Annotated in this window: 13 protein-coding genes; 6 read left to right on the top strand and 7 right to left on the bottom strand. The window is 67.9% G+C overall.

The genetic code is table 11. The annotated features are described in order from the left end of the window. The first annotated feature begins 10 nt into the window (after positions 1-10). Together HLH48_RS20940 and ybaL are read left to right on the top strand one after the other, a co-directional pair. Positions 11-988 carry an aldo/keto reductase gene (locus HLH48_RS20940; RefSeq protein WP_182999415.1) on the top strand — a complete coding sequence of 326 codons (978 nt, stop codon included), beginning with the start codon at positions 11-13 and terminating at the stop codon, positions 986-988. Positions 989-1,078: 90 nt separating this feature from the next. Further along, positions 1,079-2,791, top strand: coding sequence for a YbaL family putative K(+) efflux transporter (ybaL, locus tag HLH48_RS20935; protein WP_182999414.1), 1,713 nt, complete (start codon positions 1,079-1,081; stop codon positions 2,789-2,791). Here ybaL and HLH48_RS20930 read toward each other — a convergent pair. The 3 genes from HLH48_RS20930 to tcuC all read right to left on the bottom strand — a co-directional run bounded on the left by HLH48_RS20930 (position 2,781) and on the right by tcuC (position 4,923). Further along, on the bottom strand, positions 2,781-2,930 hold the full coding sequence (locus HLH48_RS20930) for a hypothetical protein (RefSeq protein ID WP_182999413.1): 150 nt from the start codon (positions 2,928-2,930) through the stop codon (positions 2,781-2,783). The genes ybaL and HLH48_RS20930 overlap by 11 nt on opposite strands. 126 nt (positions 2,931-3,056) lie before the next feature. Next, on the bottom strand, positions 3,057-3,353 hold the full coding sequence (locus tag HLH48_RS20925; protein WP_182999431.1) for a hypothetical protein: 297 nt from the start codon (positions 3,351-3,353) through the stop codon (positions 3,057-3,059). Positions 3,354-3,621: 268 nt separating this feature from the next. Then, positions 3,622-4,923, bottom strand: a complete 1,302-nt coding sequence (gene tcuC, locus HLH48_RS20920) for an MFS transporter (protein ID WP_272502291.1) — start codon at positions 4,921-4,923, stop codon at positions 3,622-3,624. Positions 4,924-5,036: 113 nt separating this feature from the next. On the opposite strand from tcuC, the gene HLH48_RS20915 reads away from it, so the two are divergent. Beyond that, positions 5,037-5,246 carry a heavy-metal-associated domain-containing protein gene (locus tag HLH48_RS20915; protein WP_182999412.1) on the top strand — a complete coding sequence of 70 codons (210 nt, stop codon included), beginning with the start codon at positions 5,037-5,039 and terminating at the stop codon, positions 5,244-5,246. 23 nt (positions 5,247-5,269) lie between these two features. Here the strand turns inward: HLH48_RS20915 and HLH48_RS20910 are convergent, their stop codons facing one another. Beyond that, positions 5,270-5,623, bottom strand: a complete 354-nt coding sequence (locus HLH48_RS20910; RefSeq protein WP_182999411.1) for an ArsC family reductase — start codon at positions 5,621-5,623, stop codon at positions 5,270-5,272. A 123-nt stretch (positions 5,624-5,746) separates the two neighbouring features. Between HLH48_RS20910 and HLH48_RS20905 the strand changes: the two genes are divergently transcribed. Continuing rightward, on the top strand, positions 5,747-6,436 hold the full coding sequence (locus HLH48_RS20905; protein ID WP_246387629.1) for a preprotein translocase subunit YajC: 690 nt from the start codon (positions 5,747-5,749) through the stop codon (positions 6,434-6,436). A gap of 132 nt (positions 6,437-6,568) precedes the next feature. Then, on the top strand, positions 6,569-8,227 hold the full coding sequence (pgm, locus tag HLH48_RS20900; RefSeq protein ID WP_182999410.1) for a phosphoglucomutase (alpha-D-glucose-1,6-bisphosphate-dependent): 1,659 nt from the start codon (positions 6,569-6,571) through the stop codon (positions 8,225-8,227). Between the two features lie 48 nt (positions 8,228-8,275). Here pgm and HLH48_RS20895 read toward each other — a convergent pair whose 3' ends face one another. After that, positions 8,276-9,631 (bottom strand): 8-oxoguanine deaminase, encoded by a 1,356-nt coding sequence (locus HLH48_RS20895; RefSeq protein WP_182999409.1) that lies wholly within the window; start codon positions 9,629-9,631, stop codon positions 8,276-8,278. 267 nt (positions 9,632-9,898) lie between these two features. On the opposite strand from HLH48_RS20895, the gene HLH48_RS20890 reads away from it, so the two are divergent. Next, complete coding sequence (locus tag HLH48_RS20890; protein WP_182999408.1) at positions 9,899-11,173, top strand: phospholipase D-like domain-containing protein; 1,275 nt, start codon at positions 9,899-9,901, stop codon at positions 11,171-11,173. On the opposite strand, the gene HLH48_RS20885 is transcribed toward HLH48_RS20890, so the two are convergent. Together HLH48_RS20885 and HLH48_RS20880 are read right to left on the bottom strand one after the other, a co-directional pair. After that, positions 11,170-11,712, bottom strand: a complete 543-nt coding sequence (locus HLH48_RS20885) for a cytochrome b (protein WP_220795246.1) — start codon at positions 11,710-11,712, stop codon at positions 11,170-11,172. The genes HLH48_RS20890 and HLH48_RS20885 overlap by 4 nt on opposite strands. Further along, the gene (locus HLH48_RS20880) at positions 11,709-12,359 is read right to left on the bottom strand and encodes a catalase (protein ID WP_343065459.1); all 651 of its coding nucleotides are present in this window, start codon (positions 12,357-12,359) and stop codon (positions 11,709-11,711) included. Before HLH48_RS20880 ends, HLH48_RS20885 begins: the two co-directional genes overlap by 4 nt. Between the last annotated feature and the right edge of the window lie 115 nt (positions 12,360-12,474).

Below are 12,474 nucleotides of genomic sequence, written 5' to 3'. Positions count from 1 at the left end.
GGCTCACCCCATGGACTCAACCCGACTTGGCCGCACCGGCCTCCAGGTCTCGCGCCTCTGCCTGGGCTGCATGACCTACGGCCAGCCCGATCGCGGCAACCATTCCTGGACTTTGGACGAGGAACGCAGCCGTCCCCTGATCCGCCAGGCGCTGGAAGCCGGGATCACCTTCCTCGACACCGCCAACAGCTATTCCGACGGCACGTCCGAGGAAATCGTCGGCCGCGCGATCCGCGATTTCGCGCGGCGCGACGAGGTGGTGCTGGCCACCAAGGTCTTCTTCCCCACCCGCCCCGGCCCGAACGGATCGGGCCTGTCCCGCCGCGCCATCCTGGCCGAGATCGACAACAGCCTGCGCCGCCTGGGCACCGATTACGTCGATCTGTACCAGATCCATCGCTGGGACCCGCACACCCCGATCGAGGAAACGCTGGAGGCCCTGCATGACGTCGTGAAGGCGGGCAAGGCGCGCTATATCGGCGCCTCGTCGATGTTTGCCTGGCAGTTCGCCAAGGCGATCTATACCGCCCGCCTGCATGGCTGGACCGAATTCGTCAGCATGCAGAACCATCTGAACCTGCTGAACCGCGAGGAAGAGCGGGAGATGCTGCCCTTCTGCCGCGACCAGAAGATCGGCATCCTGCCCTGGAGCCCACTGGCGCGCGGCCTGCTGGCGCGCGACTGGCGCGAGCGCACCACACGGCAGGAAACCGACACCGTCCTGCACGGCCTGTATCATCACACGCAGGCCGCCGACCGGCTGGTGATCGACGCGGTCGGCCGCATCGCCCAGGCGCGCGGCATCCCCCGCGCCCAGGTAGCCCTGGCCTGGCTGCTGCAAAAGCCCGGCATCACCGCCCCCATCATCGGCGCGTCGAAACCGGCCCATCTCGAAGACGCGCTGGCTGCCCTGTCCCTGACCCTGGACCAGGCCGAAATCGCGGCATTGGAAGAACCTTACGTCCCCCACCCGATCGCCGGATTCTGATCCCCGCCCACGGCGGCGAATCCAAAAAAAGAGAGTGCCCCCGACCCGGGGACACGCCATTGTCGCGGGACAAGACAGGAGTCCACGGCAATGCCGCATGCCAGCCCCTTGATCACGATTCTGGTCATCGGCCTGACATTGGCCTTTCTGCTGGGGTTGGTAGCCACCCGGCTGGGGATCTCGGTGCTGGTCGGCTATCTGCTGGCCGGCGTGATGGTGGGGCCCTTCACCCCCGGCTTCGTCGCCGACCAGGGGCTGGCGCCGCAATTGGCCGATGTCGGCGTCATCCTGCTGATGTTCGGTGTCGGTCTGCATTTCTCGGTCAAGGACCTGCTGGCGGTGCGGGCGGTCGCCCTGCCGGGCTCGATCGCGCAGGTCGCGCTGTCGACCGGTGCCGGCATGGGGTTGGGGCTGCTGATGGGCTGGGCCGTGCCGACCGCCCTGATCTTCGGCCTGTCGCTCGGCGTCGCCAGTACGGTGGTGCTGATGCGCGCGCTGGACGAACAGCGGCTGATGGAAACCGAGCGCGGCCGGCTGGCGATCGGCTGGCTGGTGATCCAGGACGTCATCACTGTGCTGGCGCTGGTCATGCTGCCGGCGCTGATGCCGCTGATAAAGGCCGGCAGCGGCCACGCCCCCTCGCTGCTGGACCTGGCGTGGACGCTGGGCCTGACGCTGGGCAAGGTCGCGGCCTTCGTGGCGCTGATGCTGGCCGTCGGCCGCCGCGTCATCCCCGCCGCCCTGCATTACGTGGCGCGCACCGGCTCGCGCGAACTGTTCCGCCTGGCGCTGCTGGCGGTGGCGCTGGGCGTCGCCTTCGTCGCCTCGGGCTTCTTCGGGGTCTCCTTCGCCCTGGGCGCCTTCGTGGCGGGCATGGTGCTGAGCGAATCCGCCCTCAGCCAGCACGCGGCCGAGGAAACGCTGCCGCTGCGCGATGCCTTCGCCGTGCTGTTCTTCATCTCGATCGGCATGCTGTTCGACCCTTCGGTGCTGCTGGGCCATCCCGGCATCCTGCTGGGCGCCCTGGCGATCGTGCTGGTCGTCACCCCGCTCATCGTCTTCGCGATCCTGCGCCTGCTGGGCACAAGGCGGCAGACTGCCCTGACCATGGCGGCGGGGCTGGCGCAGATCGGCGAGTTCTCGTTCATCCTGACCACGCTGGGGGCCGATCTCGGGCTGGTGGATTCGTCGATCCGCTCGCTGGTCCTCGCGGTCTCGATCCTGTCGATCCTGATGAATCCGCTGGCCTTCATGATCGCCGGCCTGCTGGCTCCCTGGGCCGAGCGGCGGGACACCACGCGCGGCGGCCCCCCGCCCGACAGCGCGGCCCATCCCGCCGGCCCGCCCCGCAACCACGCCATATTGGTCGGCTATGGAAGGGTCGGCGCGCTGGTGGCGGACGGGCTGCTCGGCCGGCACTGGCCGCTGCTGGTCATCGAAACCGGCGACAGCGCGGTCGCGGCCGCGCGCGCGAAGGGCGCGAAGGCCATCCTGGGCAACGCCGCCGATCCGGCGATCCTGGCCGAAGCCAATATCGCCGCCGCCCGCCTGCTGGTGGTGGCGGTCCCCGAGGCCTTCGAAGCCGGACAGGTGGTCGAGCAGGCCCGGACGGCCAACCCCGCGATCACCATCATCGCCCGCGCCCATTTCGACAGCGCGGTCGACCATCTGCGCCAGTTGGGGGCCGATGTCGTCATCATGGGCGAACGCGAAATCGCCCATGCGATGCTCGATTACGCGCTGCGCGACACGCGCGCGCCGTCCCCCGCCGTCCCGTCGCCCACCGTCACCTTCAAGAGGTGAACAGCACCGCCGTCGCCTCGGCAAGCGATGTCATATCCACCGCCCCGACCCCGGCCAGAACCGCCAGAATGCCGACACACAGCATCACGACGGCCACGGCATCGCCCGACGGCACGGCCCGCCCGCACTGATCGCTCATGCCACCCGCTCCGCATTGCACAATACAATGCAGTGCATATTTCATAATTCACAAAGGAACGCGAGTGAATAAAATAACGACGAATTATAGTTGTTTTTAACGCCGTCCCGGAAGGCCGCCGCGCCGTCAGCGGGTGTAGCTGTAGCCGTACTGGTCGGCGAGCGCCTGAAGATCCGGCGCCCCACGCAGGTTCAGCGGCACCGGCTTCGGGTTCCTGGTCCCGAAGACGAAACCATGGTCCGTCATGCGCTGGCAGGTATTGGCCGCCAGCGGAAAGCTCAGCTTCACCGTGGCGCCCATCTGCGCCCGCAGGCAGGAGATGTCGGTATCCATGGGGCGGCGCCCGATTTCCGACGAACACCCCGCCAGCAGTATCGCGGCACCGGCGACCCAACCCACACCCAACCCGTTCTTCTGCTTCATTCCGACCGCCGCCGACCCCTCGCGGAGCCGCCCATAACCATGACGCGCGCCCGACACCGCTCTGCCCGGGTCGAGCCTATGTCCAGTCAGCCTGCCATGGATCGTCCACCCGTGATAGGGCGCCGCGCGCATGCCAGAACGGCATCTTCGTCCGTGTTCCACATCGGCCCGACCGGTCCAGCGGGCTGACCTTTTCGCCCAGGCGAAAATCAGGCCAGAATAATGCGCGTCGGCAGGAAGGGCGCGCCCTGCGTGCCGGGCCGCCCCCTCAGCGCGCATAAGGCCGCGAGACGAAGGTGGCCACCAGCCCGCACAGGGCCGCCGCCGACAGCCAGGCCCCCGGCATCGCCCGGTCTCCAGTCGCATGGATCAGCCAGGTACAGATCGAGGGCGTAAAGCCGCCGACACAGGTCGCCAGGCTGTAGGCCAGCGCAAAGCCCGTCGTGCGGATCCGGGGCGGCACGATCTCGGTCAGATAGACCACCGCCGCCCCATTATAGGCGCTGTACATCGTGGCCAGCCAGACCTCCACCGCCAGGAGCCGCCCGAATGTCGGTGCCGAGACCAGCCACGCCATCGCGGGCCATGCGGTCAGTACCGCCGCCATCGTGGCCGCGATCATCAGCGGGCGCCGTCCGATCCGGTCGGACAGCGCCCCAAAGCCGGGCAGCAGGATGAAATTGGCCAGTCCGACGCACAGCGTGACGAACAGGCTGTCCCGCGCCCCCAGATGCAGGATCCGGTTGCCGAAGGCCGGGGTATAGGCCGTGATGACGTAGAACGACGAGGTCGTCATCAGGACCATCAGCATCCCGGTCCCGATCACGCGCCATTCGACGACGATCGTCCGCAGCACCTCGGCCATCCGGGGCGGCGTCCGATTGGCCCTGAACTCATCGGTTTCCTGTAGATTGCGACGCAGGAAGAACAGCACCGGCACGATCAGGCACCCGATCAGCAGCGGGACGCGCCACCCCCAGGCCGTCATGGCGGGCGGGTCCAGCACGGTCGTCAGCATCACCCCGATCGCCGCCGCGGCGACGACGGCGACCTGCTGCGACGCCGACTGAAAAGCGACGACGAGGCCCCGCGTCGCCGGCGTCGCGATTTCCGCCAGATAGACCGATGTCGATCCCAGTTCGACACCGGCGGAAAACCCTTGCAGCAGCCGCCCGCACAACACGAGCAACGGCGCAAGCAGCCCGATCTGCCCGTAAGCCGGCGTCAGGGCCAGCGTCAGGGTGCCGACCGACATCAGCGCCAGCGTCAGGATCAGCCCCCGCCGCCGGCCGATGCGATCCACATAGGCTCCCAGGACCACCGCCCCCACCGGCCGCATCAGGAAACCCGCGCCGAAGGTGGCAAAGGACATCATCAGTTCGGCATAAGCATCGCCCGAGGGAAAGAACGCCCGACCGATGGCGACGGCATAATAGCCGAACACCATGAAGTCGTACATTTCCAGCATATTGCCACTGGCCACCTGCGCCGCCGCGCGGACCCGGCGCCCAATCGTCATCGCCGACGCATGGTCGTCACGGTAGGCAAGCCCCTGGGCAGAAGACGTCATGTGGTTCGCTCTCCGATCGCCGTTCATTCAATCGACGGCGGCCATCCTTGCACCGGCCTCGGTCAGCGCATAGGTGACGGAAGCGGCAATCCCGCCCCGAATGGAGACAAATCATGGAAACGCTCACGCTGAACGTCACCGGAATGACCTGCGATGGCTGCGTCAGTTCGGTCAGGAAGGCGCTGGAGAATACCGACGGCGTCACCGCCGCCGACGTCACGCTACAGCCCGGCCGCGCCAGCATCAGCTACGACCCGGCCCGCACCTCCCCCGCCGCCCTACGCATGGCGGTCGAGGACGCAGGCTTCGAAATCGCGGCCTGACGCGCCACCGGCCGACCGGCCGGTCAGGCGAACAGGGCGGCGTAGGCTTCGGGCTTGAATCCCACGGTCAGCACGCCGTCCACATCCAGCACCGGCCGCTTGATCATCGCGGGCTGGGCCAGCATGAGCGCGACGGCCCGCGTCTCGCTCAAACCGGCCTTGTCGGCATCCGGCAATTTGCGGAAGGTGGTGCCGGACCGGTTCAGCAGGGTCTCCCACCCCACCTGCCCGACCCAGCCTTCCAGAACCGCCCGCGCGATGCCGGCGGTCTTGTAGTCATGAAACGCATGCGCCACGCCATGCGCGTCCAGCCAGGCCCGCGCCTTCTTCATCGTGTCGCATGCCTTGATGCCGTAAATCGTGACCGAGCGCGCCATCTGGCCTCCCTTTCCTCCCGCACAGGGCCGATCCGTCCCCGCCCGGCATCGACACTTTGAAAACACTCTCATAATATCGTTTTCGAAGCCGCGCCAAATCGGAAGAGAGAGCAGGAAACAGACATGATGGCACCCGGAACAACGCGTCCCTTCCTCAGCCGCCTGTCGCGGCCCGCGCGGCTGCTGCCCGTCGCCGCCCTGGCGCTGGCCCTGCCGCTGCGCGCGCACGCCCAGGCCTCGATCATCACCGGCAACCAGGTCACGCAGGCGACGGTGGAAACGATCGACTCCACCTCGGGCGAGGTCCTGCTGCGCGATCGCGATGGCGGCCTGATCACGGTCGACATCCCCCGCAAGGTCCACAATCTGCCCCATATCCAGCCGGGCGACCGGATCAATATCCGATTCTTCCAGACCATCGGCGCCGACGTGGTGCCCGCCGACAGCCCGCCGCCGGAATCGACCGTGACCTCGGCCCGCGGAGTGAGCAACCGCCACCCACACGGCATGATGGTCTCCTTCCGCCGCAAGCGCGTGCGCATCGCGGCGGTCGATCCGGCCCACCATGTCGTGACGACCGTCGGCCCGGCCGGCGCCACCCAGACGATCACGGTCCACAACAAGGCCATGCAGGCCCTGCTGCCGACCCTGAAGGTCGGCGACACGGTCGACGTGACAACGATGGACGCGGTGTCGTTCGAAGTCATGAACCGCGTGATCACTTCCACGGCCACCGTCCAGGAGGGCACAGGCACCACCACCGCCCCCACTGCTCCGGCACCCGCCACCCCGGCACCCGCCACCGGCCACTGACCGCGTTTTTTTCGATCCCGCCGCGCCGCACCGCATCCTGGCGTCGCGGCGGGCGTTTCGATCGCGCTTCATAATCATGCCACGCGATCATGAAACGAAGAGACGACGCTTACACTGGAAGGACGCACAGCAATGGTCACGATCAGCCCACTGGCCGGCAAGCCGGTCCCGCCCTCGCGCCTGATCGACGTCGCGAAACTGGTCGCGGCCTATTACGACCGCAAGCCCGACCCGGCCATCCCCGCCCAGCGCGTCGCGTTCGGCACTTCCGGCCATCGCGGCTCGCCATTCCACACCAGCTTCAACGAGGCCCATATCCTCGCCGTCAGCCAGGCGGTATGCGACTACCGCGCCTCGGCGGGCATCGACGGCCCGCTGTTCATCGGCATCGACACCCATGCCGTCTCCAGGCCGGCGCTGGAATCGGCGCTGGAAGTCTTCGCCGCCAACGGGGTGGAAACCTTCATCGACGCGCAGGGCGGCTATACCCCCACCCCGGTGATCTCCCACGCCATCCTGACCTACAATCACGGGCGCGCAGGCGGCCTGGCGGACGGCGTCGTCGTCACCCCGTCGCACAACCCGCCGGAAGATGGCGGCTATAAATACAACCCGCCCCACGGCGGCCCCGCCGACACCGACATCACCCGAATCATCGAGCGCACGGCCAACGACTACCTCGCCGCCGGCCTGGCCGGCGTGCGCCGCATCCCGTACGAGCAGGCGCGCCGCGCCGCCTGCGTGCATCGCCACGACTACATCACCCCCTACGTCGCCGATCTCGGCGCGGTGCTGGACATGGAATCCATCCGCGCCGCCGATGTCGCGATCGGCATCGACCCGCTGGGCGGGGCGGCGGTCGCCTACTGGCAGCCGATCATCGAGCGCTACCGCCTCAACGCCACGGTCGTCAGCACGGTGGTCGACCCGACCTTCGCCTTCATGACGGCCGACTGGGACGGGCAGATCCGCATGGATTGCTCCTCGCCCTACGCCATGGCGCGGCTGATCGAACTGGGCAGCCGTTTCGACGTCGCCTTCGCCAACGATACCGACGCCGACCGGCACGGCATCGTCGCCGGCACCGACGGGCTGATGAACCCCAACCATTACCTGGCCACCGCCATCGACTATCTGTTCGCCAACCGTCCGGGCTGGAGCCCCCAGGCGGCGGTCGGCAAGACGGTGGTCAGCAGCAGCCTGATCGATCGCGTCACCGCCCGGCTGGGGCGCAGGCTGGTCGAGGTCCCGGTCGGTTTCAAATGGTTCGTCGACGGGCTGATCGATGGCGGCTTCGGCTTCGCGGGCGAGGAAAGCGCCGGCGCATCGTTCCTGCGTCATGACGGCACCGTCTGGACCACCGACAAGGATGGGATCATCCTCGGCCTGCTCGCGGCCGAAATCACCGCCCGCACCGGCCACCATCCCGGCGCCGCCTATCGCCGGCTGACCGCCGAGTTCGGCACGCCCCATTACGCGCGGATCGACGCCCCGGCCACGGCGCGGCAGAAGGCGCTGCTGAAATCGCTGACCCCCGAGCAGGTCGGGCTGCACGAGCTGGGCGGCGAGCCGATCCGCGCCACCCTCACCCGCGCCCCCGGCAACGATGCCGAAATCGGCGGCCTGAAAGTGGTGGCCGAGAATGGCTGGTTCGCCGCCCGCCCCTCCGGCACCGAGGAAGTCTACAAGATCTACGCCGAAAGCTTCGTCAGCGAAGACCACCTGCATCGCATCCAGGGCGAGGCCACCACCGCCATCTCCACCCTCTTCGCGTCCCAGGCAGCGCCCTAGCCCGCATCGGGCGCCGGCCATGCCGCCGGCGCCCGTCCATGCGGGCGCTCAGCCATCCAGCCGCTGGATCCGCCGCGCCTCCCGCGCATGATCGCGCAGGATATCCCCCAGATTGGCCAGCAGCGGCACCCCGTCCGCCACCAGCACCTTGCCATTGACGATGGTGGTCCCCGCCACGGCGGGCGCGCAGCGCAGCCACGCCTCGACCGGGTCGCTCAGCGCCCCGGCCGCCGCGACCTCGGACATCGACCAGATCACCAGATCGGCGCACGCGCCGAGCCGCAGATGCCCGATCTCATCCTCCCAGCCCAGGCAGGCCGCGCCGCCGCGCGTCGCCATGTCCAGCGCATCGCGCGCCGACATGGCATGCGGCCCATGCCGGAACCGCCCCAGCAGCATCGCCATCCGGGTTTCCAGCCACATCGACGCATGGTCGGTCGAGGCCGATCCGTCGCAGCCCAGCCCGACGCGCATGCCGCGCCGGCGCATGTCCATCGCATCGGCGGTGCCGCCGCCGATCATCATGTTGGAACAGGGACATTGCGCCGTGCAGACCCCGGCATGCGCCAGCCGGTCGATCTCGTCCCCGGTAGGATAGATATAATGCGCGACCCACGATCGCGGGCTGGCCCAGCCGACCCGCTCGAAATATTCCGTCGGCGTGCAGCCATAGATCTCGGCGCAATAGGCGTCCTCGTCGGGATCTTCCGCCAGATGGGTATGCAGCCGCAGATCGTGCTTCTCGGCCAGGCGCGCCGACTCCGTCATGATCCGTTCCGACACGCTGAACAGCGAACACGGCGCCAGCGCCACCCGCCCCATCGCCCCCGGCGCCGGATCGTGGAACGCCGCGACCAGCCGCTCGCTGTCGGCCAGGATGGTATCCTCGTCCTGCACCACCGACGCGGGCGGCAGCCCGCCATCCTCGACCGAACGCGTCATCGACCCGCGCGTGGCATGGAACCGGAACCCGACATCCCGCGCCGCGCGAAACTGCGCATCGATCAGGAACGGCCGGGGATGAACGTACATATGGTCCATCGAGGTGGTACAGCCGCCCATCAGCAGCTCGACCATGGCAACACAGGTCGACAGATAGACCGCTTCCTCATCCAGGCCGGCCCAGAGCGGGTACAGGCCCTTGAGCCATTCGAACAGCGTGCCGTTGGTCACCGGGGCATAAGCCCGGGTCAGGTTCTGGTACATATGATGATGCGCGTTGACCAGGCCCGGCGTCACCAGCCGCCCACGGGCCGAAATCACCGTCCGCGCGGCGGGCGCGTCCCCAGCGCGGTCGCCGATGGCATGGACGCGACCATTCCTGATCGCCAGCCAGCCATTCGCGACTTCCCAGTCGCGATCGATATAAAGATATGCATCCCTGATCAGCAGATCGACCGTCATGACGGCTCCCCAGTACCGAATGTCAGGGTGAAGACCACCCCGCCGCGATGAAGCCCTGTCCCGGAGGTGCGAAATCCGGATCGTCATCAAGTTCGGGTACTGAACGGGCGCGAACCTCTCGTCCTTAGCAGCGAACCGCCGTCAAGGCCACACCATCCCATTTTTTACGCCCGCACGGGCGGCAACCCGCCTTGCCGGCCATACGGCCGCAAGGGCAGAATGCCGCCGACCGGCGCCCCCGCCCGGGACAGGTTTTCGGAGCAGGGTATGACCGACGGCATTCTGAACTCCCACTTTCGGCTCAAGGCCGCACTTTCTCTCGCCTGCCTCCTGCCCCTTGCCCTGGCTTCCCCCAGCGCGCGGGCCGAGGCCCCCACCCCGAGTTTCCGCATCGTCGAGAGCGTGCCGGAACAGACCATCTATGGCGAACCGGGCGTCCCCCGCACCCAGCCGGTCTGGCTGGACATGATCCGCCATGCCGGCCGGACCATCGACGTGGCGCAGTTCTACATCGCCGACCGCCCCGGCCGCGCGATGTCACCCGTCCTCCAGGCCCTGATCGACAGCGCCAATGCCGGCGTCCGGGTCCGGCTGATCGTCGATGACAGTTTCCTCAAGGAAACCGCACCGGTCCTGGAGCGGCTGAAGCCGATCCACAATATCCAGGTCGAGACCCTGCCGACCAAACGCCTGACGGGCGGCGTGCTGCACGCCAAATTCATGATCGTCGACGGCCGGCAAGTCTTCGTCGGCAGCCAGAACTGGGACTGGCGGGCGCTGGAGGAAATCCACGAGATCGGGGCCGCGATCGACGACCCCGCCATCGCCGGCAGTTTCGAGAGCGCGTTCGACACGCTCTGGGCGCTGGGCGGCGGCCGCACCCTGCCCCAGACGCGCATGCAGCCCCCTGCCGACCGCCCGATCGCGACCGAGTTCGCGCCGGTCACGCTGCGCGATCCGACCGGCGAGAGCGTGATCGCCTTCCCCGCCTTCAGCCCGCCGATGATGATGCCGACCACGCTGACGGCGGAAGAACCATCGCTGGTCACGATGATCCACGCCGCCCGCCACACCTTCCGGCTCCAGGTCCTGACATTGAGCGCCCTGAAACATTACGGCCCGAAAGGCTATTGGCCGGAGCTTGATGCGGCCTTGCGCGACGCGGCGGCCCGCGGCGTGTCGGTACAGATCATCGTGTCGAACTGGGCGCTGAACGAACCGATGCAATCCTACCTGAAAAGCCTGGCCGCCCTGCCGAACATCGAAGTGAAATTCAGCACCGTTCCGCAGGCCGGCAGCGGCTTCATTCCCTTCGCCCGCGTCGAGCACTGCAAATACGCCGTGGCCGACGACGATACCGTCTATATCGGCACCGGCAATTGGGAGTGGAGCTATTTCAACACCACCGTCAACGCCTCGATCTTCGTCCACGGCCACGGCCCGGCCGCGACCCTCAACCGGATCTTCGTCCGCGACTGGACCGGCCCCTACGTGACGACGATCGCCCCCGGCACGCGCTACACCCCCGTCAAGCCGGGTTAGCCGGTCCGTCCGCCCGTCATGCTCGGCAGAACGCCGTCACGCAGCAGCAACCCATGCAGCAGCGCCGCCGCCAGATGGATCAGGACGACGCCGAACAGCGCCAGCGCCAGCCATGTGTGCAGATGGCGCAACATCGCGAACAGCGCCGGATCATGCGGCAGGATGGGCGGCAGCGCGAAGCCCGGCCACATCGCCACCGGATAGGCCCCGGCCGACAGCATCCCCCATCCCACCAGCGGCAGCCCGATCATCAGCGCATAGAGCACGACATGCGACAGCCGCGCCGCCACCCGCAGAGCCGGCGGCAGCGTATCCGGCAGGGGCGGCACCCGGATCAGCCAGCGATTGACCAGCCGGACCACCGCCAGCAACAGGATGCAGATCCCCAGCGGACGATGCAGGTCGACCAGCCGGTGATAGGCCGGCTCCACCGTCGCCACCATCGCTATGCCGACGAACAGCATCGTCAGGATCATCGCGGCCATCAGCCAGTGCAGGATACGGGCGAAAAGGGGAAACCGCTCGACCGGCCGCATCATTGTCCTCCCGACCGGATGGCCGTCCCGGTCACCGCGCTCGCGGTCACCGCCTCGCCCGAGCGCAGGGTGAAGGACCGGGCATAGACCGCCGACCGCGCCGCCGGAATCGGATCGTCGGACGGCCCCATGCCCTCGGGCAGGATCAGCGGGTCATAGGTGATCCCCGTGCAGGGCCCGCCCTCCTCGCTCTCCGCCCGCACGAGCGTCAAGGTTCCGGCATCGACCTGACGGCGCCCGGCCGGCCAAGGCACCGTGGCGTCTCCCGTCGGGTCGCCGGGCCCGGCGACAGTCACCACCAGATGCCAGCGCAACGGCCCCCGCGCCAACGCCCCGATCAGGTCATGAAACAGATAATCGCGGCCCACCCCCGGGCCCTCGGGCGGGCGGGCGGCCTCCTCTGGCACCATCGCCCATCGCACCGCTGTCGCCGTTCCCTCCGCATTCACGAAGATCAGACTATCGAGGCTGTTATAGGTATCGTTCGCAAAACCCGAGGTCAGCGCCCGCGCCTTCAGCAGCGCCAGCGCCCGCCCCGTTTCCGGATGCCGCGCCAGAAAGCCCCCCATACGCGACGGATCGGGCCGATGCGTCCGCGGATCTGGGCGCGACGCCAGCAGGAACGCATTGAAATCAGCCGCATTGCGCACCACAAGTAACCATCCGGCGAGAGGCGCGGGCATTGTCAGGCGGCGATGGTATTGTGGTCCTGGTGGAGAGCTTTCCAATGCCAGGGGAGGAGTTCGTGGAGGCGGGGATTGGGGA

It is taken from the genome of Gluconacetobacter sacchari (assembly GCF_014174255.1).
Classification (GTDB): domain Bacteria; phylum Pseudomonadota; class Alphaproteobacteria; order Acetobacterales; family Acetobacteraceae; genus Gluconacetobacter; species Gluconacetobacter sacchari.
Note: the sequence above shows the minus strand (reverse complement) of the source record. Positions and strands in the feature narration are given on the sequence as shown.